This window comes from Streptomyces sp. NPDC045026 (genome assembly GCF_056432625.1).
In genome coordinates, this window is record NZ_JBWKIS010000014.1 from 185,734 (window position 1) to 209,506 (window position 23,773).

19 protein-coding genes and 1 pseudogene are annotated in these 23,773 nt (G+C 66.4%); 12 read left to right on the forward strand and 8 right to left on the reverse strand.

Going from position 1 to position 23,773, the window contains the following annotated elements; translation table 11 throughout:
* The first annotated feature begins 443 nt into the window (after window positions 1–443).
* The 3 genes from AC07EJ_RS27790 to AC07EJ_RS27800 all read left to right on the forward strand — a co-directional run bounded on the left by AC07EJ_RS27790 (window position 444) and on the right by AC07EJ_RS27800 (window position 11,412).
* Window positions 444–3,926, forward strand: a complete 3,483-nt coding sequence (locus AC07EJ_RS27790) for a laminin G domain-containing protein (protein WP_478885241.1) — start codon at window positions 444–446, stop codon at window positions 3,924–3,926.
* 138 nt (window positions 3,927–4,064) lie between these two features.
* Window positions 4,065–10,958: a polymorphic toxin-type HINT domain-containing protein gene (locus AC07EJ_RS27795; protein ID WP_478885242.1), complete on the forward strand. Its 6,894-nt coding sequence runs from the start codon at window positions 4,065–4,067 to the stop codon at window positions 10,956–10,958.
* A gap of 28 nt (window positions 10,959–10,986) precedes the next feature.
* The gene (locus AC07EJ_RS27800) at window positions 10,987–11,412 is read left to right on the forward strand and encodes a hypothetical protein (protein WP_478885243.1); all 426 of its coding nucleotides are present in this window, start codon (window positions 10,987–10,989) and stop codon (window positions 11,410–11,412) included.
* Here the strand turns inward: AC07EJ_RS27800 and AC07EJ_RS27805 are convergent.
* The 3 genes from AC07EJ_RS27805 to AC07EJ_RS27815 all read right to left on the reverse strand — a co-directional run bounded on the left by AC07EJ_RS27805 (window position 11,369) and on the right by AC07EJ_RS27815 (window position 13,120).
* The gene (locus AC07EJ_RS27805) at window positions 11,369–11,596 is read right to left on the reverse strand and encodes a hypothetical protein (protein ID WP_478885267.1); all 228 of its coding nucleotides are present in this window, start codon (window positions 11,594–11,596) and stop codon (window positions 11,369–11,371) included. The two genes, AC07EJ_RS27800 and AC07EJ_RS27805, sit on opposite strands and share 44 nt — an antisense overlap.
* Window positions 11,569–12,051 carry a Ku protein gene (locus AC07EJ_RS27810; RefSeq protein WP_478885265.1) on the reverse strand — a complete coding sequence of 161 codons (483 nt, stop codon included), beginning with the start codon at window positions 12,049–12,051 and terminating at the stop codon, window positions 11,569–11,571. The genes AC07EJ_RS27805 and AC07EJ_RS27810 overlap by 28 nt, the downstream gene beginning before the upstream one ends.
* A 199-nt stretch (window positions 12,052–12,250) precedes the next feature.
* Window positions 12,251–13,120 (reverse strand): helix-turn-helix domain-containing protein, encoded by an 870-nt coding sequence (locus tag AC07EJ_RS27815; protein WP_478885244.1) that lies wholly within the window; start codon window positions 13,118–13,120, stop codon window positions 12,251–12,253.
* Between the two features lie 322 nt (window positions 13,121–13,442).
* Here AC07EJ_RS27815 and AC07EJ_RS27820 point away from each other — a divergent pair, with 322 nt between their 5' ends.
* The 3 genes from AC07EJ_RS27820 (at window position 13,443) to AC07EJ_RS27830 (ending at window position 14,841) form a co-directional block, all read left to right on the forward strand.
* Window positions 13,443–13,706 carry a hypothetical protein gene (locus AC07EJ_RS27820; RefSeq protein ID WP_478885245.1) on the forward strand — a complete coding sequence of 88 codons (264 nt, stop codon included), beginning with the start codon at window positions 13,443–13,445 and terminating at the stop codon, window positions 13,704–13,706.
* 56 nt (window positions 13,707–13,762) lie between these two features.
* A complete protein-coding gene (locus tag AC07EJ_RS27825; RefSeq protein ID WP_478885246.1) occupies window positions 13,763–14,182 on the forward strand; it encodes a hypothetical protein in 420 nt (139 codons plus the stop codon).
* Between the two features lie 371 nt (window positions 14,183–14,553).
* Window positions 14,554–14,841, forward strand: coding sequence for a hypothetical protein (locus AC07EJ_RS27830; RefSeq protein ID WP_478885247.1), 288 nt, complete (start codon window positions 14,554–14,556; stop codon window positions 14,839–14,841).
* Window positions 14,842–15,224: 383 nt separating this feature from the next.
* Here AC07EJ_RS27830 and AC07EJ_RS27835 read toward each other — a convergent pair whose 3' ends face one another.
* Window positions 15,225–15,506 carry a hypothetical protein gene (locus AC07EJ_RS27835; protein WP_478885248.1) on the reverse strand — a complete coding sequence of 94 codons (282 nt, stop codon included), beginning with the start codon at window positions 15,504–15,506 and terminating at the stop codon, window positions 15,225–15,227.
* A 459-nt stretch (window positions 15,507–15,965) separates the two neighbouring features.
* Here AC07EJ_RS27835 and AC07EJ_RS27840 point away from each other — a divergent pair, with 459 nt between their 5' ends.
* Together AC07EJ_RS27840 and AC07EJ_RS27845 are read left to right on the forward strand one after the other, a co-directional pair.
* Window positions 15,966–16,364 (forward strand): hypothetical protein, encoded by a 399-nt coding sequence (locus AC07EJ_RS27840; protein ID WP_478885249.1) that lies wholly within the window; start codon window positions 15,966–15,968, stop codon window positions 16,362–16,364.
* A 306-nt stretch (window positions 16,365–16,670) separates the two neighbouring features.
* Window positions 16,671–17,485, forward strand: a protein-coding gene (locus tag AC07EJ_RS27845; RefSeq protein ID WP_478885266.1) for an IS5 family transposase whose coding sequence is annotated in 2 segments (ribosomal slippage) — window positions 16,671–17,016 and window positions 17,016–17,485 — 816 coding nt in all. Because the reading frame shifts where the segments join, the coding sequence is not laid out codon by codon here.
* A 41-nt stretch (window positions 17,486–17,526) separates the two neighbouring features.
* On the opposite strand, the gene AC07EJ_RS27850 is transcribed toward AC07EJ_RS27845, so the two are convergent.
* A complete protein-coding gene (locus tag AC07EJ_RS27850) occupies window positions 17,527–17,877 on the reverse strand; it encodes a winged helix-turn-helix transcriptional regulator (protein WP_478885250.1) in 351 nt (116 codons plus the stop codon).
* A 76-nt stretch (window positions 17,878–17,953) separates the two neighbouring features.
* Here AC07EJ_RS27850 and AC07EJ_RS27855 point away from each other — a divergent pair, with 76 nt between their 5' ends.
* Complete coding sequence (locus AC07EJ_RS27855; RefSeq protein ID WP_478885251.1) at window positions 17,954–18,613, forward strand: NADPH-dependent F420 reductase; 660 nt, start codon at window positions 17,954–17,956, stop codon at window positions 18,611–18,613.
* Between the two features lie 261 nt (window positions 18,614–18,874).
* Window positions 18,875–19,066, forward strand: a complete 192-nt coding sequence (locus tag AC07EJ_RS27860; RefSeq protein ID WP_385127956.1) for a DUF6381 family protein — start codon at window positions 18,875–18,877, stop codon at window positions 19,064–19,066.
* A gap of 177 nt (window positions 19,067–19,243) precedes the next feature.
* Here AC07EJ_RS27860 and AC07EJ_RS27865 read toward each other — a convergent pair whose 3' ends face one another.
* The 3 genes from AC07EJ_RS27865 to AC07EJ_RS27875 form a co-directional block, all read right to left on the reverse strand.
* Window positions 19,244–19,747, reverse strand: a complete 504-nt coding sequence (locus tag AC07EJ_RS27865; protein ID WP_478885252.1) for a GNAT family N-acetyltransferase — start codon at window positions 19,745–19,747, stop codon at window positions 19,244–19,246.
* A 108-nt stretch (window positions 19,748–19,855) separates the two neighbouring features.
* A complete protein-coding gene (locus AC07EJ_RS27870) occupies window positions 19,856–20,212 on the reverse strand; it encodes a Ku protein (RefSeq protein WP_478885253.1) in 357 nt (118 codons plus the stop codon).
* 876 nt (window positions 20,213–21,088) lie between these two features.
* Window positions 21,089–21,328 (reverse strand): chaplin, encoded by a 240-nt coding sequence (locus AC07EJ_RS27875; RefSeq protein WP_478885254.1) that lies wholly within the window; start codon window positions 21,326–21,328, stop codon window positions 21,089–21,091.
* A 604-nt stretch (window positions 21,329–21,932) separates the two neighbouring features.
* Here AC07EJ_RS27875 and AC07EJ_RS27880 point away from each other — a divergent pair.
* Window positions 21,933–23,399, forward strand: a complete 1,467-nt coding sequence (locus AC07EJ_RS27880; RefSeq protein WP_478885255.1) for an ATP-binding SpoIIE family protein phosphatase — start codon at window positions 21,933–21,935, stop codon at window positions 23,397–23,399.
* 83 nt (window positions 23,400–23,482) lie between these two features.
* Window positions 23,483–23,638: pseudogene (locus tag AC07EJ_RS27885) on the forward strand (IS982 family transposase); the annotation flags it as partial.
* Window positions 23,639–23,773 lie beyond the last annotated feature (135 nt).

Here is a 23,773-nt window from a genome sequence, read left to right on the forward strand (position 1 = left end):
CTGCATGGTCGATTCCATTCGGGGAGTTGGGTCGATGATGAGCACTTCCGCCGACTTTGGGTCTAGACCACTCCCAGTCGGCGCAGGCCAGAGATGGCCAACTCGCCTTCCTTTACTGTCTCTTGGTTGTTGGTGGCCTGTCACTGGCAGTTAGCTCCATGTTGCTTCCTGTGTGGAACTTGTGAACCTGGGGTGGGGCTGTGGTTTCAGCAAGGTGGAAACGCCGTGACGGCGCATGGCGAAGATCGAGTGGTCTACGCGCGACAACTCTGGTCACGACTGGCGCTGTGCTGGCTTCATTCGTGCCTGTTTTGGGAATGTCTGTGGCATCTGCGGCTGCGAAGATCGCGAACGTGGATTCGCCGCGGTCAGCCTCTGCGCGGGCAGCAGCCACCGGAAAACCGGTCGAGGTGGTGTCCGAGCGGAGTGCCTACACGCAGACCATGGCGAACCCGGACGGCACCTACACCCTGACGCAGTCGACGACTCCGCAGCGGGCAAAGGCACACGACGGCAGCTGGCGGGACATCGATATCACCCTGGAACGCCGTCCGGACGGCAGCGTCGGACCCAGATCCGCAGTGGTTGACCTGGCGTTCTCCGGCGGAGGCAGCGGCAAAAACCTCATCCGCGTCGGCAACGAGCGGGGCGCACTGAAACTCGGTTGGCCGGACCGTCTACCGGAGCCACACCTGGACGGCGCCACGGCCACATACCCGGAGATCTTCAAGGGCGTTGACCTCGAGCTGACCGCCACAGCCGAGGGCTACCGCGAGGTGCTTGTCGTCAAGTCGCCCCAGGCAGCGGCAAATACGAGGCTCGACGAGGTCAAGCTCACCATCCAGGGGAATGGGCTGCAGGTCATCCCCGGCAGGGACGGCGGCTTCCGGGCCGTCGACGAGGACGGCAACGACGTCTTCAAGGGGCCGGCCGGAGTGATGTGGGACGCGGCCAGCGACAAGGCATCCGCTACCGAGCCGAGCGCCAGGACCGCGCCCGCGCCTGCGGCCGAACCCGGAGCACCCGCCGAGCAGAACCGCACGCAGCCGAGCGCAGGCGATTCCAGCGCCAGGATGCCGGTCACAGTCGAGCCCGGTGCCATTAGCGTGAAGCCGGACCTGAAGCTGCTGCGTGGCAAGGACACCGTCTACCCGGTGCGCATCGACCCCTCCATCGGTTTGGGCGCTTCGGAGCGCACCGTGCTCTCCGATGACACTGACGTGTTCTGGCAGTTCGACGGTGACATGGGGGTCGGCAACTGCAGCCGGCTCGGCCCGTATTACTGCGACAAGGACCACACCAACCGGATGTACTTCGAGTTCGGCCCCTCGAAGTTGTCCGGCAAGCAGGTCATCGACGCTACCTTCCGGGCGAAGGAGACCTGGTCGTTCACCTGCGATGCGAAGTGGGTGGACCTGGAGCGTACGGACAACATTTCCAAGACTAAAAAGTGGCCGGGCCCCACGCAGCGGGATCAGATGGGCGACCGGTACGTCTCGGCGGGCCGCGGGGACTTGTGCAGTCCCGACCAGCCGGATGAGTGGATCGAGTTCAACGACAACCCGGACGAGCCGGATGAGAACCTCACCTCGTCCGTACGCAACCTCGCCTCGGGCAAGTTCAGCGCCCTGACTTTGATGCTGCGCGCTCACGATGAGGGCGACCCGGCCGCCTGGAAGCGGTTCGATGACAACGCCGAACTCCAGGTGATCTACGTGCCAAAGCCGGGCACCCCGTCCTCGGTGGGCCTGATCCCGGGCAATGGGAGTACCGCCTACTGCGCCAAGTCCTCTTCGAGCCCGACCATCGTCACCCGTCTGGACCCGATGGCGCAGGCACGGGTCCAGACGCAGGTCAAGCCGAAGGCCGACGAGGAGAAGGGGGAGCTGCAGGCGGAGTTCGTCGTCCAGCGGGGCGACGATGCCGACTGGCACCAGGTTTGGTCTGATTACCGGCCCAAACCCGGCTGGGTCAAGGACGGCACCCTGCAGAGCGCGCGGATGGACAACCGGGCCGACGGCGGTCTGTACCGGATGAGGGCGCGCACCCAGTCGCACTGGACGTACGGCACGAAGTCCGGTGACCTGTGGTCGTCGTACTCCTCCTGGTGCTACTTCAAGATCGACTCTACGGCGCCCAAGGCCCCGCAGATCACCCCGACCGGCACCTACACCGAGTGCAGCGCCGATCTCTGCGAGGGCAAGGGCGGACCGGGCATCGCGGGCGCCTTCCAGATCAAGCCGAACGCCGCGGACACGGACGTCACCGCCTACCGGTGGCGCCTGCTGACGCAGAAGAGCGCCACGACAACCACCGGCTCGACCATCACCATCAACCCAGTGCCCTCCTTGTCCGGCCTACAGGTACTCACCGTCGAGGCCAAGGACGTCCGCGAGCGCTGGGGCACGCCCAGCGAGTTCGCCTTCAAGGTCGCCCCCGCAGCAGGCCCCATCGGCACCTGGCACTTCGATGACGCCGCACCGGGATCCACGGTGACCACCGCCAAGGACAGCGCGAGCGAGGGCACACGGCACGATGCCACGCTGCATCCGCAGACTGACGGCACCGCCGCCTCCTGGTCAGTGCTGGGCCGGCGCGGCACGAACGATTACTCCCTGCGCCTCAACGACGACGTGAGCGACACGGCCAAGCAGACGGGCTACGCCTCTACGACCGCACCCGCGGTGAACACCGGAGACTCCTTCACTCTATCCACCTGGGCGCTGCTAACGGATGATTCGGCGAACCGAGTCGTCGCAGCCGCCCCCGGTACGAATGGTTCGGCGTTCACGCTGTACTACTCCTCGACCTACAAAAAGTGGATCTTCAACCGCACTGCAGCCGACGTGAAGACCAGCCCCGTCTACATCCGCTCCATGGCCGACATCGCCAGCCCCACCAAGGAAGTGTGGACCCACCTCGCAGGGGTCTTCGACACCAAGGGCGACACTGACAAGACCAACGACACCATCCAGCTGTTCGTCAACGGCCGCCCGCAGGGCCAGCCCGTCAAGCTGTACGCCACCTCCACCGCCTACATGCCCTGGACGTCGACCGAAGGTCTGCTGATGGGTCGCTCCAAGGTTGGCGGCTCCTACGGCGAGTACTTCCAGGGCCGGGTGGACGAACTCAGCCTGTGGCAGCGGGCGCTGACCGCGGACGAGATCCGTCAGGGCGCCCGTCTGGAGACCGACAGCGTCCCGGCCACCGAACTGGTCGCCTACTGGGACTCCGCCACTGCGGAGAACGGCAAGGTCGCCGAGTTCACGTCATACGCACTCGGTTCGATGGACATCTCCGCTACCGGGGCGAGCGCCGACCCGGATGACAATGAGCTCGAACTGGACGGCACCTCCGGCTACATGGCCACCACAGGGCCGGCCGTGGACGAGACGGGATCCTTCACGGTGACCGCCGACGTCAAGCTGGACGGGGCCAAATTCGCCGCACTGAAGGTCGGCGACCGGGCGCAGGTCTTCGGGCAGGCCACCCCGGATGGCAAGGAGTCCTCCTGGGCCCTGTGGGTGGAGAAGGTCTCTGACGATGGCTATTTGTGGCGCTTCGGCCGTACCGCCACCGACGCCACAGGCAAGGTCCTCGCCAGCGCATCGGTCCCCTCCGAGACCTCGGCCGAGATGGACACCTGGGTCCAGGTGACCGGCGTCTACGACGCTACCGAGGACGTCGGCGGCGGCTACGGCAACACCCACTTGTATGTCAGTGAGTCCGAGCAGGCCCAGGAGGGCGGCGCCGCCTTCACTGCACTGGAGCAGGGCGGTGGCGAGATCGCCGCGGGCCGCGGCCCCGCCGGCGGCGCCGGCGGACACTACCTGCCCGCCTCTCTCGACGAGGTACGGGTGTGGGCCGGTGCGATGACCGCCGACCAGGTCCGCTCCAAGGCGCTGGGCGCACCAGGCGACGAGTAGGCGAACCCGGCCGGGTGGCAGCTTGCTTCTGCCGCCCGGCCCGGCACAAATGCCGATTCACACATCCACTACCCAGGTGCACAAGCACGGCTGGGCGTTCGGCACCCCCAGGTGGCGGTGCTTAGGGGAGCGGGGAACATGAGGTTTGCACCAGGCACCACACTGGGCAGCAGATGGGGACGGCGGCTTGCCGCCACTGTGGGCCTCGCCCTCCTGTCGGGGACGCTGACCCCTGTCGCCTTCGCCGCGGACACCGGGCCACTGGGCCAGCCGCACCTGAAGGCAGCGCCGTCAGCCAAGGTCTCGCCCTTCACCGCCCAGAACACCAAAAAGACCGCCGCCCGGGTCAAGAAGGCAGACGAGGCTGACCGCGCCTCCGCAGCGCGTGCTGCCACCGACCAGCACCGCCGCGTCACCTGGCCGGCACACGCTACCGCCAGGCTGAACGTGCCGGCGAAAGGCACAGCCAGAGCCACGCCAGGCTCGCTTCCCCTCAGTGTCTCGCCGCCCCGCACAGGCAAGGCGGCACAGTCACTCACGGTCAAGGTCCTGGACCACAAGAGCGCCGGCAAACTGGGCGTCAAGGGCGTCGCCCTCCAGGTCAGCGGGCCCAAGGGCGGCGGCAAGGCCCGCTTTGCCCTGAACTACTCCGCGTTCGCCGCCGCCTACGGCGGCGACTGGTCCGGGCGACTACAACTGGTGCGCCTGACCAACTGCCCCTCCCCGACGACCTGCCACACCCGCGTACCCCTCGACTTCACTAACCACCGCACAGAGCAGAGCCTTTCGGCCCCCCTGGCACTCCCCGCCAGCGGGGCACCCATGACTCTGGCCGCGGTCGCATCCACCCAGTCCGGATCCGGCGACTACAAAGCCACACCACTGTCCGCAGCTTCCACCTGGGAAGCGGGCGGCTCCTCCGGCAGCTTCACCTGGTCCTACCCCCTGCGCATGCCCCCAGCCGCGGCCGGCCCCAAACCAGACCTGTCGATCGCCTACGACTCCGGCGCGATCGACGGGCAGACAGCCTCAACGAACAACCAGGGCACCAGCATCGGCACAGGCTTCAGCCTCACGTCGTCCTACATTGAACGCAAGTACGGCTCCTGTGACGACGACGGGCAGGACGGCAAGTACGACCTGTGCTGGAAATACGACAACGCCTCACTCGTCCTCAACGGCAAAGCGACCGAACTCGTCAAGGACGACACCAGCGGAAAGTGGCGGCTCAAGAACGACGACGCCAGCACCGTCACCCACTCCACCGGCGCAGAAAACGGCGACGACAACGGCGAATACTGGACCGTCACCGCCGGCGACGGCACCGTCTACACCTTCGGTCTGAACAAGCTGGACGGCGCCGGCACAGCTGACCGCACCGACTCGGTATGGACCGTCCCGGTCTTCGGAGACGACTCCGGCGAGCCGGGCTACGCGGACGGCACCAGCTTCTCCGACCGGGACAAGAATCAGGCCTGGCGCTGGAACCTCGACATGGTCCAGGACACCCACGACAACGCCATGTCCTACTGGTACACCGCCGAGCACAACAACTACGACAAGCTCGGAGACGACAACACCGGCACCGACTACACCCGCGGCGGCTACCTCAAGGAAATCCGCTACGGCCAGCGCGCCAACTCCCTCTTCTCCGCCACGCCAGCCGCCTCGGACAAAGTGACCTTCACCTACGCCGAACGTTGCCTGGCAGCCGGCACCGGCTGTGACTCGCTGACTGAGGACACCCGCGACAACTGGCCCGACGTCCCCTTCGACACCGTGTGCAAAGACGGTGACAAATGCACAGGCATGAACGGGCCGTCGTTCTTCACCCGCAAGCGCCTGACCGACATCACCACCTACGCCTGGGACGCGGCCGCAGCCACCCCCGGATTCTCAGCCGCTGACGCATGGTCCCTCAAGCAGCAGTACCTCGACCCCGGTGACACCGGTGACTCCTCGGACCAGTCACTGTGGCTGGACGAGATCAAGCACACCGGCAAGCGAGGCACCGACCTGGCCCTGGACCCGGTGAAGTTCACACACGTCATGCGCCCAAACCGGGTCGACGGCACGGCCGACAACATCCTCCCACTGAACAGACCTCGCCTGTACACGATCACATCCGAGGCAGGCGCAGTCACAACGGTCAACTACGCGGACCAGGAGTGCGCCGCGGGCGGGGCCAAACCGAAACTGGACGAGAACACCAAGCGCTGCTACCCGGTGTACTGGTCACCCAACGGCGAGAAAGACCCGGTCCTGGACTGGTTCCAGAAGTACCCCGTCACGTCCGTGTCCACCTCGGACCAGACCGGCGGCTCGGAAGCAGTACAGGACACATACCAGTACTCCGGCGGCGGAGCCTGGCACTACAACGACGACCCGATGACTCCTGCCAAGGAGCGCACCTGGTCCATATGGCGGGGCTACGGCAAGGTCACCCACCTCGCCGGCCTTGCCGGGCACACTCAGTCCAAGACGGTCACCGTCTACCTGCGAGGCATGAACGGCGACCGTGTACTCGGCACGGACGGCAAGAGCCCCGACCCGGACAAACGCAGCACAGTCAAGGTCACCGGCATGAAGGCCGGCGAAGTCACCGACTCCGACCAGTACGCCGGCTTCACCCGCGAGTCCGTCACCTACAACGGAACCGACGAGATCTCCGGACAGATCACCGATCCCTGGTCGAAGAAGACAGCAACCCAGCACAAGTCGTACGCGGACACCGAGGCCTACTACGTGCGCCCCGCCGCGACACACGCCCGCACCAACATCACAAGCAAGCTCACCCCGTACGACCGGGTGCGCACGGTCAAGACGACCTACGACGACTACGGCATGGCCGAAACCATCGAGGACGACGGTGACGACGCCGTCCAGGGCGATGAGACATGCACCCGGACCTGGTACGCACGCAACGACGACAAGGGCATCAACTCCCTCACCTCACGCGCCCGAACAGTCGCCAAGCCCTGCACCGTCACCGACAGCGCACTAGACCTCCCCTCCGACGCCGGACGACCAGGCGACGTCATCACAGACACCGCAGCCGCCTATGACGACACCACCGCGACCTCGTGGTCCACAGCGCAGAAGCCGACCAAGGGCGACGTGACGTGGACAGGCCGGGCCAAGAGCTACGGCAGCGACGACACCCCGGCATGGCAGAAGACCGCCAGTTCCACCTACGACAGCCTCGGCCGCCCGCTCACCGCTGCGGACACCAACGGCCTTACCACCCTGGCTACTGCCTACACCCCTACAGCTTCCGGACCCCTGACCTCCAGCAGCGTCACTGACGCCAAGCAATACAAGACCACCACCACGGTGGACTTCGCCACCGGCTCCCCGCTGAAGATCACCGACCCCAACAACAAGATCACGGAAACCGAGTACGACAGCCTCGGACGCACCACCAAGGTCTGGCTGCCCAACCGGTCCCATTCCCTCGGCAAGACGCCCAACTATGTCTACGACTACAAGCTCAGCAGCTCAGCCATGTCCTGGGTCTCCACCAGCACCCTCACCGGCGACGGCGCCGGCTACAACACCGCCTACGCCTTCTACGACTCACTGCTGCGCTCCCGCCAGGCCCAGACACCGGCACCGACCGGTGGCCGGAACATCTCCCTGACCCTGTACGACGACCGAGGTCTCGCCGTCAGCACACAGGGTGACATCTGGGACGAGACCTCCGCTCCGTCCGGTACACCGGTGCAGACGGACGGCGACCAGGCCCCCATCCAGACGGACACCGTCTACGACGGCGCGGCTCGCCCCGTCACACAGACCACCACGTCACGTGACCTGTCGACTGCCGACAAGAAGATCCTGCACACCTGGACCACGGACACCACATACACCGGCGACACCGTTGCCACCTCCGGTGTGAGCGGCGGACAGGCTGCCGCGGTCGTCAGCAATGCGCTCGGACAGACAACCCAGCGCCGCGAGTACGGCGGCCCCGAGCCGACCGGCACCAACTTCACCACAATCGACTACACCTACACGCCCGGCGGGCAGCAGAAGAGCGTCACGGGCCCCGATCAGTCGAAGTGGAGCTACGAATTCGACCTATTCGGCCGTCAGACCAGCGCGACAGACCCTGACAAGGGCAGGACCGTCACGCAGTATGACGCACTGGACCGCGTCGACTACACCAAGGACGCCGAAGACAGGACTCTTCTCTACGGCTACGACGTCCTGAACCGTAAGACGGACCTGTGGCAGACCTCAAGAACAGACGCCAACAAGCTCGCAGCCTGGACATTCGACACCCTTGCCAAGGGACAGTCGGACACCGCCGTGCGCTACGACGGCGGTATCAACGGCAACGCCTACACACAGAAGGTGAACTCGTACGACAGCCTGTACCAGGTCACCGCCAGCCAGCTGACCCTGCCCGACAGCGACCCGCTCGTCAAAGCAGGAGTCCCGAAGACTCTGGCCACATCGACCGGCTACAACCTGGACGGCACCGTCAAACAGGCCACCCAGCCAGCCGTGGGCGGCCTCGCCTCCGAGACGATCCAGTACACGTACAACACAACAGGCCAACAGGTGAAAGCCACCGGAGCAACCGGCTATCTCCAAGGCGCCTTGTTCTCCCCCCAAGGAGACCTGAGACAACTCCGGCTGGGCACCGACGGCACCTCCTCGGCGAAACTCGCCTACATCACCAACGACTACGAGCCCGGCACCCATCGCCTGACCCGCTCCTACGTCACCGACGACGTGCACGGCTACATGCCGCAAGAGCTCAAGTTCACCCAGGACGAAGCAGGCAACGTCACCTCGATCTTCGACGCCACCACCCAAGGCGGCACAACGAAGCCGGACTACCAGTGCTTCACCTACGACGGCCACAGCCGCCTCTCCGAAGCATGGACTCCGAAGACGGCAGACTGCGCGGCCGCAGGCCGTGCCCAGTCCAACATCGACGGTCAAGCCCTGTACTGGAGTTCGTACACCTACAACGACGCCGGCCAGCGCAAAACAGAAACCCAACACACCAGCACCGGCGCCCCCACCACCAACTACACATACGGCACCACGAACGGCCAGCCACACCCACTGACCAGCACCACCGGCCCCAAAACCAACACCTACGAATACGACAAAACCGGCAACACTGAATCCCGCCCCGGCCCGGCAGGACAACAGAGCCTGACCTGGAGCAGCGACGGCAGACTCGCCACCACCACCGACACGAAAACAGACACCGGATACCTCTACAACGCGGACGGCGATCTCCTGATCCGCCGCGCCAAGGGCGACGGCGACACGGTGCTGTACCTCGGCTCCAGCGAAGTGCGCCTGACAGTCAAAGGCACCGCCAAAACTCTGTCCGGCACGCGCTACTACCCAGCCAACGGCCAAACCATCGCGGTGCGCACCGCGGCCGCCGGCACTACCAAACTCAGCTTCCTGGCGGCCGACCACCACGGCACCTCCACCCTGTCCCTGGAGGCCACTACCTACGCAGTCACCAAGCGCTACACCAGCCCATTCGGCGCAGAACGTGGGCAGAAGGCGACCAACTGGCCTGACGACAAGGGGTTTCTGGGCAAGCCAGCGGACACTTCCACTGGCCTGACCCACGTAGGGGCCCGTGAATACGACCCTGATACCGGCCAGTTTCTCAGCGTTGACCCCGTACTGTCCGTCGACGAAGTCCAGTCTCTCAGCGGCTACAGCTACGCCAACAACACTCCGGTAACCGAGAGCGACCCCACCGGCCTGGACCCGTGCGGCGGTCTCACGTGCGGCCACCCTGGAGACAAGTGCAGCGACCCGGACATCTACTGCTACGGCTCGAAAGATGACGGAACTGCCGACATCACCGGCGTCGTCCCGACGGGTGGCACCGCATCCACTAACAGCTCCGGTCACACCGGCGGACACGGTATTGCAAGCCGCCTCATCGACCTGGGGCCGAAGACAGACGACCAAAACACTCTCATTCGGTACTACTACACCTATAGCAACGGAAGCAACGGGACAGGCGACTTCTGGGATACCCACGTCGGCGAAGGTGACCGCCTCTCCATGGCCTGCTACGGCCGGGACGGGTGCCAGAAGGCGTATGCGTATCTCCTGGATACCGGTGACACCGAGGGTGCCAAGCGCATCGCGGCTACCTACTGCCTAGACCACGCCAAACGCTGTGCGTCGAACGCCAGCAACGAGAAGCTGACGTCCGACCTCATGCAGGAAGCGCTAGGGCTCATCGCGCTCGGCATGGGCGGAGGCAAGTACGGCTGCAACTGCTTCCTGGCCGGCACGGACGTCCTCATGGCGGACGGTACGTCCAAGGACATCGAAGACGTCAAGCTCGGAGACAAAGTACAGGCGACTGACCCTGAAACCGGCAAGTCCAAGGCGCGAAAAGTAACCCGTCTGATTCGAACGCAAGGCGACAAGTACTTCAACAAGCTGTCCATCGCCACCGTCGATGGTATCGAATCGCTGACAGCAACGCACGAACACCCCTTCTGGTCGCCGTCCGAGCACCACTGGATCGAAGCGGGCGACCTTAAGCCCGGGATGACCCTGCTGAGCAACGATGGATCCACTGTCATCGTCACAGCCAACCACGCTTTCAGCAGGCACACGCGCACCTATAACCTCACCATCGAGAACGTTCACACCTACTATGTACTTGCTGGAAAAACAGCAGTACTGGTGCACAACTCAACGTGTACTACTGTCCTCGGCACGAAGGGGGCGATCGAAAAATATATGGAGGACAATCCCGGAGGCAATCACACCGCAGACTTCCTGAACATTCGCGGCACAATGGCGGATGGGAGAAAGGGGGTTGGGGGGTGGAACTGGACTCGAAACAAGCGTTTTATAGATAAAGCCCTGGAGGGCGGTACTCCGGTGCGCCTGGTTACCGACCCGAATGTCCCACTCTATAAAAAAGGGAACACCTATCAAAGGGAGCTCAAGTACCTTAAGGATAAGGGGTATTCTTGGCGGGAGGATGGAGAGTACTGGGTAGTGTATAAGGTTCGGCCATAATGTCGACTGAAGTATTCGCCCAGGAGGAATGATGATTCCAGTCGCAAAAGTCTTCTTCATGGAGGTCCGTGCGGCCTACGCAGAAACGGTGGCAAGCCTGCAACTGGCTGGCCCAGTCGAAAGTGATGTGGTCGGACCGAAATCCGTCTACAAAGGGGGGCGGGTCAAGTATTCTGTCTTCTTTGACAAATCGGACGGCATGATGGAATGTGAAGTCGTGTTCGATGCGGGATCGGCGGAGCTTCGCGCGGACCTTGAAAAGGTGGCTGTTGCGTCGGGGGCCGTAGAAAGAAGTGGAGGGCTTTCGGACAGTGCGCGTAGCCTGAAGCAGATGAAGAAGTCCCTGGCGGGTCAGGCCGAATACGTTCGGCTGGTGCACCCATTGCTGGCCGGTGATGGTGCAGCAGGTATTATGCGTGCAGCGGGCGCACGTGAATGGGATAAAGGTGCTTAGCGGCGGCACGTGCCACCGTGGTCGCCGGCGGCGCCTGCGGGCCCGGGATGCTGAAGGTTCTCGGTCGGCCGCCCTTGTACTTCGGGTAGAGCGAGTCGAAGCCGTCGGCGTTGAGGTTGTGGATCACGTCCCGGATCCGGTCCGGGCTGGTGAACGTCACCTCGGCGACCTTTGCCACGGGCATGCCCTGATCCCGTCGCCCCCGCGCCCGCGGGGATGGTCCCCAGAGCATGGCCACGTTCGGCGGTCTTCTGCGGTCGCCGCCGGTCCCAGGGGAAGAAGTGGGCCGACGTAGTAGGGCCTGCTGTACGAGATCGGGTCGATGTCCTGCCCAGGCACGAAGCCGAGTACCTCCACGACGTGTCTGGTCGCAAGGGGCAGACGCTCCAGGTCCTGATCGGTCAGCGGCACCAGCTGCCCGTCGGGCAGCTCCCAGCCGCGCCCGACCTCCTCGTACGGGATCTCACGGTCTTCGGCCTCACAGAACCGCCGGTGCTGCACCCTGCCGCTGTCCGCGGCATGGATCTCCTGCAGCCGGACTTTGTGTTCCTCGGTCGCCGAGAACAGCTTCACGGGCAGCACGACCAGCCCGAACTGGATCACGCCGGACCACAGGGCCCTCATGCCTCCAGCGTCCATCGCCACCGCTCAGGGTGCACCTTGGCCAAGTGGGACGGCCCACTGAGCCTGCCCAGCCGATGGGTGACACCGGGCTCTGTCGTTCGTTGATTCCACATGGCTTGTACTGCCGTCACCGGAAGAGATCGCCGCCGCCCGTAGGTCCAAGGGAGCGTGGATCATGAGCCGTACGAGACGCCCAAAACTTTGTAAACCGCCCTCAGCGGCGGCTCGCTGCGTCGATGTACATCTTGGTGACGTCGGTGATGAAGTCACGGCTGTTGTCGGGGCTGAGGGCCTGGGCCTGGAGGTGGTCGTACATCACGCTGTAGTGCTGCACGTCGGACGGCTTCTCCAGGTAGAGATCGCTGGAGAAGCGTTCCAGGTACACCACTCTCTCGGGGCTGTCGGCGCACTTCAGGATGGAAAACTGCCCTGCTAGGCCCGGGTGGGCGCCCGCGGTATAGGGGAGGATCTGCACGGTGATGTGGGGCTCGGTGCCGAGTGCGTTCAGGTGCTCCAGTTGTTCGCGCATGATGTCTGGGCTGCCGACGACGCGGTGCAGTGCCGATTCGTCCAGGACGACCCACAGGCGCAGGGGGCAGGTCGGATCGTAGATCCGGTGCTGACGGCGTAGCCGCACCTTGAGGCGGGTGGCGGCCTGTTCGGTAGTGAGCAGAGGGATCGTTTCCTCGATGACGGCGTGGGCGTAGGTGGGGGTCTGTAGCAGGCCGGGGATCACCAGGGGTTCGTAGGTGTGGATGGTGGCGGCGTTCGCCTCCAGGCCGATGTAGACGCTCTGGGGAATGTCCCCGTAGACGTTCCACCAACCGAGCTGTCCGGATTCCTTGGCCATCTGCATGAGCGCCTCGATGACCTGCTGGTCCGTCACTCCGTAGATCACGCATAGATCGCGTACGTCGCGGGGGCTGATGGCGCGGCGGCCGTTCTCCATGAGACTGATCTTGGGCTGCGAGACCATGAGCCGCTCGGCCGCTTCTGTGCTCTTCAGCCCGCTGGCCAGGCGGAGCCGGCGGAGCTCGGCTCCCAGGCGGCGCCTTCGGACGGTGGGGTTGTTGTTCGCCACCACGAGCGGTGTACCTCCGGCTCCAAGTCATTGTTCCGGCCCGCAGGTTGCCATGGAGCAGGGCTTGTTGATCAAAGGCCGTGCCGTCGTGTTCCTGGGCAGCTGAAACGGACGGTTACGTTGGCAATTGCCCCAAGGCAGGAACCGTCAGGCGTCTACCGGGAGCGATAAGGAACAGGCGCTGAAAGGCACACACGCGTGTCCGAACTCGGCAACCACCGCCACGCCGACTACCACCTTGAGGGCGATACCTGCCGCTACGGGGCAGACCTGAAGCCCGGCGACAAGATCGGTCTCGTGACCGGTGCGCAAGCGGTCGTCCGCGATGCCCGCCTTCCCGGACGCCCCCACACGCATCGCTTCCGACGCGATCCTTCCGGTACGCCCCGCCGACGGCCTGGCCTCGAAAAGGGGCTGCGTGGGCATCGACAGCGATGACCGGCCCTGCCGCTCACGTTCGGCCTTCGCAGTCACCGCGCCCGCGAAACCCGAGGCGCTCGCCTGTGAGTGGCACGTCCCCGATCTGCTACACGCCATGACCGGTCCGGAGCGCGTCACCGCCACGATCACGGCGTACGAGGGGGCCTGATCGAACGAAACACATATCCGCAGCAACGAAACACATATCCGCAGCGTCGAAGGTACATGAATGCATCGCGCCGAGTCGCTGTCCTGCTCTTGAGCGCCGGGCTGTTGCTCTCCGGCTGCTCGTCCTCGTCCGACAACCCGGGCGACGAGGGGTACACCGTCCCCACTCTGCCCGCCCGCACCGCCACGATGGACAAGTGGCAGGAAGGGCCAACAGAGCCCAAGCAGCACAAGCCGTATCCGTACGACATCTATACGCACTGCGGGATCAAGTGGGTTAAGTTCGGCGGCCGGTGGTGGGTCCTCGACTCCGTGTTCCCCGGTGTCGAGCAGGTCAAGGGGGAGCCCTCGCAGGACAGCCAGATGCTCGCCGGCTACATGACCCTGATCGGCCCGGACACTGCCAACTTCGACGCCGCCGGGATGCCCACGATGCAATTCGTACCGACCAAGGACGAACCGCCGGGCTGCGAATAGAAGGGCGTCCGCCCGCAGGCCACACCCGCGACTGACATCCACGGCTGACATCAACGAAGCCGGACAGTTGCGCACACCAGCGTCCCCGTTCAGCCGCCGCATCACTCACCCAGGGCCGCCAAGTCAAGCCCCGCTAGATCTAGCCGGTCAGATGTCGTCTGGGGCAGACGTTTGCCTGTCAGCTCACGAACGCGTGCTGCGCGGACGTAATCCGTGACCAGCACACCGGTGTGGTGACTCAGGCCGTGGCCGGATCTGGTCTTTGAGAACCACAACTCACCACAATTCCTGATGTGTTGTCAGTGGTGGCTGCTTTCCTGGTGGGTCCGGTGCGCACAGGAGCGCACCGAGTCTGGACGGGGGAGTAGCCGGTGGTGCGTGGGAGGGAGTACGTACGCGCAAACGGCACGAGGGTCCGGGCGCACTCGCGATGGGCGGCCGGCGCGCGGCGGGAGATGAGTGTCCTGGCCGTCATCGCTCTGGTGGTCGTCGGCTTCGCCGGCACCACAGGGAGCGGCAGCGCGGAGGGCTCCGGGAAGAAGGTGCCCCGGCCTCGCTCGACCGCCGTGTATCCGGTGAAGTTCCCGGACTGGGACAAGCCTCGGCCCCGGCCGACGCCGACGGTCTCGTACCCGATCCCGTGGGACCGGAGCCACTGAGCGACACGTGGAGGCATCCCACGGGTGACCTCAGCCGGATGTGCGCGTTAGAAGTGTGTGACCACGACGACCCGGCCCGCTCCGGTCATTGGCCGCGAGGAAACGGTTCCGCCTTCGTCTGGTGAGCCGATTTTCGCGGCGGTGGCCGCCCGCTGGAGTGAGCAGGGGCGTGTCGTGCCGGGGCAGGTGGACCGGGAGTGGGTCAGGCAGGCGGGCAGCTGTCCGTGGCCCACCCGATAGGCCAGCGTGGTGCGGGTCCCTTTCCCCCCATCCCCGCACCCGCTGTACCGGCCGGCAGCCTCGCCGACCTGCCCGGTTCCGAGGCTGCTGGACCGGCTGGTCAGGTTGGGCCCCTCCCGGTCCGGCAACCCCACCCCAGGCCTCTAGGCGGTGTTTGCGATGAACAGGTGCTGGGCCTGCGTGGTGGCTCCGGTCAGGCTGAGGGGGATGTCGAGGTTCTTGCACATGCGGTGGGCGCGGACGACGACGCTGAGGGTGGCGGGCGTGGGTTCCCCTGTGGTGACCTGGACGGTGACGTGGCGGGGCGTGTGGGTGTGGACGAGGGCCTCGATCTCTGCGGCGGCTGCGGCCCGGGTGTGGACGTCGAGGCTGTGGTGCAGGGTCAGGCGCAGGGTGTCGCCGTCGACGCTGTGACTGATCAGCATGATGGCCTCCGCTCGCCGTGTCTTTGGGCCGTACTCCTTCCGGCGGGCTGGAGGGACGGAGTACGGCCCTTAAGGATGGCAGTTGGGCGGCGTTGTCGCAGCTCACGGCCGCTCTCGGCAGGTCGCGTCGCACTCCCGGGCCGCGCCGAGGCCGGTGATCCGGACGCCGAGGGGCGGCTGTTCAGGTTGGGTGCGCGGCGTTAGCCGTCCGCGCGGTGCGGGCGTGGCCCCCACCGCGCCCGCACCGCCCCCCGTGGAGCTGCGAGGCGCCCGTCGGCGCCGCGCTCCAGGCTGCACGTTGGCGGCACCGGGGTTGGGGCCCCGCCGCTGCGGCAGCCCCATCAGTTCATCATCTCGGCCGGTTCGCCAGAACACCGCCCCCACCACAAAACCCCGGCCATGGACACGCTCCGTGCCACCGAACGGCGCCTGCGTCCGTCTCCTGGGAGGATGCTTGGCATGGAGCCGCTGCCGACGCCGTGTCCCGCGGACCTGATCCCGGACGCGACCGGTCTGGAAGCGTTCGAGGCCGCCTGTCAGGCGGCCAGGGATCAGCGCGTCGTTTTCATCGCGGTCGAGCAAGTGGGCGGGCCCGGCCCGCGGTGGACGGTCAAGGCCGACGCGCTCACCGCCCCGCAGCACACCATCGACCCCACCCTGTGCAACGCGGTGCGCGAGGCCGTCGCCCTCCTCATCAGAACCCGGGAGATCCGCCCCGATTCCTCCGCCGGCCCCGTCGACTTCGTGCTGCACGACGTGGGCAGCGAACTGCGGGCACGCGAACTGGCCGCCGCTCTGCACGCCGCCCTCTACGGCGACCTCAACCCCCTGACCCGCGCCGTGCCCCCAACTACCTGACGACGCACCCGCGCCCGGGCGCGGGTGCCGGCACGCACCCGATCCTGTGCGAACGGGCCGGTGCCGAACCAGCTGGTTCCCCGACGGGCCGCCGCAGGGTGCGCACGCCCGCCCTGGAAGACCCCTCTGAATGGCCCTGGGCATGGAGATGCCCCCTCCGGAGAGGGGGCATCTCCATGAGGCCGACCATGGTGTTTTCGCTGTTCAGAGCATCGTACGCGTGTGCCGCTACTCTCTTAGAGGTCCTAACGAAATGATCTTCGAGGTGGTTGGATCACTCCGGGACCGTTGATCCGGGGGTGTGGGGTGGCTCGGCCAAAGCCGTGGCATGTTGATGACGAGCTGTGGGCGGTGATCGAGCCGCTCTTGCCGAAGGTGGAGCGGCGGACGCAGCATTCCGGGCGTAAGCGTCTTCCGGAGCGACTGGTGTTCCAGGGCATCCTGTTCGTGCTGCATACCGGGATCGCCTGGGAACACCTGCCGCAGGAGCTCGGCTTCGGCTCGGGCATGACGTGTTGGCGCCGCCTGGCCGAATGGACCGAGGCCGGAGTGTGGCCCCGGCTCCACGAGGTCCTCCTGGCCAAACTCCGCAGCGCGAACGTGCTGGACTTCTCCCGTGCTGCGGTCGACGGCTCCCACATTCGGGCATTAAAGGGGGCCCCAAGACGGGACGAAGCCCTGTCGACCGGGGCAGGGCGGGCAGCAAGCACCATCTGATCACCGACGCTACCGGCATCCCGCTCGCCGTCACCCTGACCGGCGGCAACCGCAACGACGTCACGCAACTCATCCCGCTCCTCGAAGCGGTGCCGCCTGTGCGGGGCAAACGCGGCCGGCCCCGGCGGCGCCCAGGCGTTGTACTCGGTGACCGCGGCTACGACCACGACAAGTACCGCCGCCTCGTCTGGAACCTCGGTGTGAAACCGGTGATCGCCCGCCGGGGCACCGAGCACGGCTCCGGCCTCGGCACTCAACGCTGGGTCGTCGAGCGCGCCTTTGCCCACCTGCACTGGTTCCGCCGCTTGCGGATCCGCTGGGAGATCCGCGATGACATCCACGAAGCCTTCCTCGTTCTCGGATGCGCACTCATCTGCTGGCGGCGTTTGAACTCATCCCGATGAAAGTGCGTCAACGCGTGCAGGGGAGGTCACGGGCTGGGAGCTCACCCGCCCATTCGTTCCCGGGCGGCCATGACCTCATCGCCGTGCTCGAAGGCCCACGCGCCGAATGCGTCGATCGGGCCGAGCAGCGTCCGTCCCAGAGCGGTGAGTTCGTACTCGACACGGGGCGGCGCTTCGGCATAGGCGTTCCGTGTCACCAGCCCGTTGAACTCCAGCCGCCGCAGCGTCTCGGTCAGGACCTTGGGGCTGATGCCGCCGATGCGCTCGCGTAGTTCGCCGGGGCGCCTGGGACCGTCCCGCAGGACCCAGATCAGCACGGCGTTCCAGGTGTTGGAGAGGAGGTCGAAGGCGAGGCGGGCGCGGCAGTCGGCGAGGTAGGCGTCGGTCGTCACGTACCAAATGGTGCCTGACGGGTTTCCTAGTGTCGTCCCGAAAGTGGTTGGAGCAGATACGGAGAGGGGCGGATCGATGAAGATCGGTGTGCTGGGAACGGGGAACATGGCGGATGCACTGGCCACGCAGTGGGTGCGAGCCGGGCACGAGGTGTTCGTCGGAGGCCGGGACGAGCAGAAGGCCCAGCGGCTCGCGACGCGTATCGGGGGCGGTGCGGGGCACGGGAGTCTGCAGGCGGCGGCCGGCTTCGGCGAGGCGGTGCTGGCCGCACTGCCGTACGGCGCGGGAGCGGACATCGTCAGGGAGCTTCAGCCGGCGCTGAAAGGGAAGGTCCTGCTCGACTGCGCCAATCCGGTCGGGCCCGGCTTCCGGCTGCTGACGGAAGGCGGCCCCTCGGCGGCGCGCCGACTGGCTGCGGCGGTACCGGGCGTGCACGTCGTCAAAGCATTCAACCTCTGTCACGAGGGCGTGTGGCGGATGACCCCGCCGATCTTCGACGGTCAGCGCCTGACCGTTCCGATCTGCGGGGACGACGAGGCGGCACTCGCGCTGGCACGTAAGTTGGTGCGGGACATGGGCTGCGAGCCGGTGGCCGGGGGCGGGCTGGACCGCGCCGGACTGCTGGAGGCGACCGCCGCGCTGTTCATCGGGCTGTGGGTGGCGGAGCGGGCGGACGTACGGGCGATCGTCCCGCCGCTGGCCTATGCAACAGGTCCACGAGCCGAGAGTGCGTGAGGCATCCAGGGCATTTCGTTAGGAGTTCTTAGGCTACCTCTGGCGAGGAGCACGCGCAGAGCGACTACGCGCGCCTTTCGACCCCTCCCGTCAGGTCAGGCGCCGCGGGCGCGAGGCTCAGACCGTGTCCGCACCGGCACACAATCCGTTCCGCGAGAGCCAACTGCGTAGATAGCAGTGGGTGATTGATCGAGATGCAGAGGGTGACGATGCCTGTTTCGCTGGTGTGGCCCGCTCTTCCTCGTCACCCTAGGAGTGATCATGAGTGCTGCAGGCGAGTCCGGTCGTGCCCAGCAGAAGCAGATGCGTGCTCGGGCTGCGGACCTGGAACAGGCCGCGGAACGTGCCACTGACCCGCAGGAGCGTCAGCGCCTGAAGGACAAGGCCCGCCAGCTCAAGGAACAGAGCGAGCACGCAGGCGGCACGGGCAAGCCGGACATCGACCCGATGTAGTCCCGGCAGTACCCGGCAGTTCCGGGCATAGACACCGGCCGGTGGCCGGCCTCCGTGACTTCCCATCCGGCACGCGAGAGGCCCCCGGCCGGTCACCGCTGTCGCCACCGGCAACATCTTCCGCACAGAAGCACACCGGTCAGTCCTGGGTGGCTTTGTTCATGAGAATGGCCATTCTCATGAACAAAGCCAGTCCTGGCGACCCTCGGGAAAGCTGAACTCCATGAGGAGGTTCTCGGCTTCGCTCGATACCTGCCGGAAGCCGGCCTTCTCCCAGGCGCGCACTGCCCGCACGTTCTGTCTCGCGGGATCGACTGTCACGCGCCGCCATCCAAGATTCCCGCCCAAGTGCGCAAGGAGCGCGCGAGCCGCATCCGGCCCCAAGCCCCGGCCGCGCGCCTGCGGTCCCAACACCATGTCGATGCCACCTTCAGCCGCGCCGGCGTGCCAGTACTGCGCGTAGCCCACCGGTGTGTTCTGTGCCAGTACAAGGAAGGACTCCACACGCGGGCGGCGCCGCCCGACGTACTTGTCGGCCACCTCGTCACGCGATATCGGTACGCCGCCCCAGTGCTCGACGAAGTCCGGGGAAGCGAACCATTGGGCCAGCAGGTCCACATCATCCTCGGCCGTCGGGACAAGACGGGTCAGCACCCCGTCGAGAACCACTCCGTCGGCCATCAGTCACTCTCCCATTCGACTTGCAAGCGCAGGCATGACACGACATCACGGAAGTTGACCGGAACCTGTTCTCGTAAACAGAGCCAGCCGCGCTGTCCCGCCAACTACTCAGCCCCCGTGGTGCGCGTGTGCGGCTCGTACCGATTCCTCCAGTGCGGCCATCAGGTCCACCGCGGGCCCGGGCTCGGTTGGCGTGGCCGGCTGGCCGCCGGACACCTTGGCCTCGACCAGTTGCTCGAGTGCGTGACGGTACTCGTCCCTCAGCTGGTCGACCTCGACACCCGGGAGTTCGCGCATGAGTGCCTCGGCGAGTTCCAGTTCCCGGTCGGTGACTGGTGCGGACGGGGCGAGGTCTCCGGGATCGCGTAGTTCGTCCTGCCAGAGCAGCGTCTGGAGGATGAGGATGCCGTGGCGTGGCCGCAGCAGTGCGATCCGTTCCCGGGAGCGGATGGCGACCTTGCACACGCGTGCTGCACCCGGCCGCTGTCCGCGGCATGGATCTCCCGCAGCCGGACTTTGTGTTCCTCGGTCGCCGAGAACAGCTTCACGGGCAGCACGACCAGCCCGAACTGGATCACGCCGGACCACAGGGCCCTCATGCCTTAAGCGTCCATCGCCACCGCTGCGGATGCACCTCGGCCAAGCTGATCACTGCGACCTGATCTAGCCGGTCAGATGTCGTCCGGGGCAGACGTTTGCCTGTCAGCTCACGAACGCGTGCTGCGCGGACGTAATCCCTGACCAGCACACCGGTGCACCGGTGCGGGGGCTCAGGCCGTGACCAGATCTGGCCCCTGAGAACCACACCCACGATTCCTGATGTGTTGTCGGTGGTGGCTGCTTTCCTGGTGGGTCCCGTGCGCGCAGGGGCGCACCGGGCCTGGACCGGGGGAGCAGCCAGTGGTGCGTGTGAGGGAGTACGTACGCGCGGACGGCACGATTCCGGGAGCACTCGCGATGGGCGGCCGGCGCGCGGCGGGAGATGACCGTTCTGGCCGTCATCGCTCTGGTGGTGGTCGGTTTTGCCGGCATCACGGGGAGCGGCAGCGCGGAGGGCTCCGGGAAGCAGACGCCCCGGCCTGGGTCGACTGCCGTGTATCCGGTGAGGTTCCCGGACTGGGACAGGCCGCGGCCGAGGCCGACGCCGAGGGCCTCGTACCCGGTCCCGTGGGACCGCGGGCGTTGAGGGCCTGGGATACACAGGCGCCCGCCCCTGGAATCGCCGTTCGGGGGCGGGCGCCGGGTGTGAGTGGGCGGTCGGGGAGGAGGCCGGCTGCCGCGCTCACGGGTATCGCGGGTGCAGCTCCCCGTTGGTTGGAGGGGCTGTCCGGGATGTGGGTGTCACTTGTTGACGCAGGTGTTGCCGAAGGTCGGGTTGAGCAGGCCGATGACGTTGACGGTGTTGCCGCACGCGTTGATCGGGATGTGGAGCGGGGCCTGAACCAGGTTGCCCGAGAGCACGCCGGGGGAGTGCGCGGCAACACCGTGGGCGCCGGAGTCGGCCGCGGCCAGGCCCGCGCCGCACAGGACGACGGTGGCCGTGGTGGCGGCGATGGCGAAGCTCTTCTTCACTGCGGACATGAGGTGCTCCTAGAACATGCGGGAGGGGTGGGATCCCCGCCCCTGGGGGCAGGGCAACGGGTGCCGTCCCCGGGCGCAGCTGCCCGCCTCGCCCGGGGACTCAACCGACTCCCCTGCAACGCGCACCACCGGCTCTGGGACACGGCCACTCGCCCGGCCGTGTGGACCGCACGCCGAAGCGATCGACGGGGCGGTTGCTCACCCGTTCGAGTGACCTTGAGGTCCTGGTGTCCGGGTAGCTGCGGGAAGTGACCGTGTTACCTGGACCGGGGGATGCCGCCGGACCGCTGATCGAGCAGATCGTGTCGGCTGTCCGTGAGGGAGACGACACCGGCTTGCCCGCCCTGCTCGGCCGCTTCGCACGCGAGGCCGATGTGGGTGCAGCGTTCGCACTGCGGGAACGGCTGCTGGGGGACCTGCCGGACGAACCGCAACCTACGTGGGCCGCCGACCGCGCCGGCGTCGCTAGATCGGCAAGGCGGTAGGTGGCATTCCCCACCTACCGCCCTTGGGGTAAGGGCCCAGCATGTAATCCGTGCGCGGATCAAGTGTCGGCTGGCAGGGCCATGTGCGCCCTGCTACACCAGAGGGATGGGAGGTGTGCATGCCTCGTGATCTGATCAGGTGGCTGACCGCGCTCCTTGCGGCAGCGGCGGTCCCGCTCGCCGTTTGTCTGCTCCTGATACCCGTCCGAGAAGCCCTGTCCGACACCAACGTGGCCCTGATCCTGATGTTGGTCGTCGCGGTGGTGGCCGCCTCTGGCAACCGGGGGGCCGCGGTCTTTGCGGCCCTGTCCGCCGCCGTGTGGTTCGTGTTCTTCTTCGCCACTCCGTACGGAAGTTTTATCCACATACAAGACAGGGACGAGGCCATCATCGCCGGGTTGCTGCTCGTCGTCGGCCTTGCGGTCTCTCAGCTGGCTCGCCGCTACAGCCGTGAGCACGCCATCGCCACCACGTTGCAGCGCAGCCTGCTGCCCCGAGTGCTGCCGGACACCAGCGCCGTCCGGGCGGCGTGCCGGTACGTGCCGTCCGAGGCCGACGTCGGCGGGGACTGGTTCGACCTGATCCCTCTCCCAGGATTCCGCACCGCCCTGGTGGTCGGGGACGTGGCCGGGCACGGCCTGCACTCTGCGGTCACCATGGGCAGGCTGCGCACCGCGGTCCGTAATTTCTCCACCCTTGACATGCCGCCGGACGAGCTGCTGGCCCGCCTCGACGACGTGGTGAGTCAGCTGGATGCGGAAGCGGGCGCCGGCGAGGATGGGACCGTCCCCGTCACGTGCCTGTATGCGGTCTACGACCCGGTCTCCTGTATCTGCACGATGGCAACGGCCGGTCACCTTCCGCCCGCCATCGCCTATCCGGACGGCCGTGTGGAGATCGTCGACCTGCCGGTGGCCCCGCCGCTCGGTGTAGGCGGCGCGCGCTTCGAGGCCGTCGAGCGGCGGCTGCCGGAGAACACGCAGCTCGTGCTCTACACCGACGGACTCATCGAGGACCGCCCCCGCGGCGTCGGAGCCGACCTGAACCTGCTGTGCGACGCGCTCTCCGGCGCCGGCCTCGACCCGGAGGAAACGTGTCAGACGGTCCTGGAGGCGGTGCTGCCCGCCCGTCCAGTCGATGACGCCGCTCTCCTGATTGCCCGCACCCGCGCCTTTCCACGCGACCGCATCGCCGAATGGGACATTCCAGCCTCTCCGGCCGCAGTGCCTGCCGTGCGCGCCGAGGTGCTCGCGAAGCTGGCCGACTGGAACCTGGGGGAGACGGCATTCGCCACCGAACTGATCCTCAGCGAGCTGGTCACCAACGCCATCCGCTACGGGACACCCCCTGTCCACCTGCGCCTTCTGCACGAGACCAACCTGGTGATGGAGGTCAGCGACGGCAGTAGCACCTCCCCACACCTGCGCTACGCAACGACCATGGACGAAGGCGGCCGCGGAATCTTCCTCGTCTCCCAGTTCGCCGAGCGATGGGGCACCCGCTTCACCCCCACCGGGAAGATCGTGTGGGCCGAGCACGCAGCCCCACCGGTTCCCCGCGCTCCCGTCCCGACACCGGTTGCGTGACGGGTCTGGACTGCCTGACGCCCACCCAGGGGCCTGCCCAAGCCAGCGTGTGACGGTCGGCTCCGTAGCCCCGCTACCTCAACGTGTACATCGACGACCGCCTGAAGACCTCGCGGTGGCGTGGCCGTCCGCCGAAGCTGACCGACGCGGAACTGGTCACCCTGGCCGTGGCCCAGGCGATGCTGGGCTTCCACTGCGAGGCCCGCTGGCCGCGCTTCGCCCACGCCCACCTGCCGCCCCGACCTGGCCGGCTGGGCCGTGGCTTCGTTCACTTCAAACGGTTCTGGCTCACTTTCCGTGAAAGGGACACGCTGAGTGACATTCGGACTCGGATAAGCCTCCAGGAAGTTGCCTGAAAATGACCAGTGCCGATC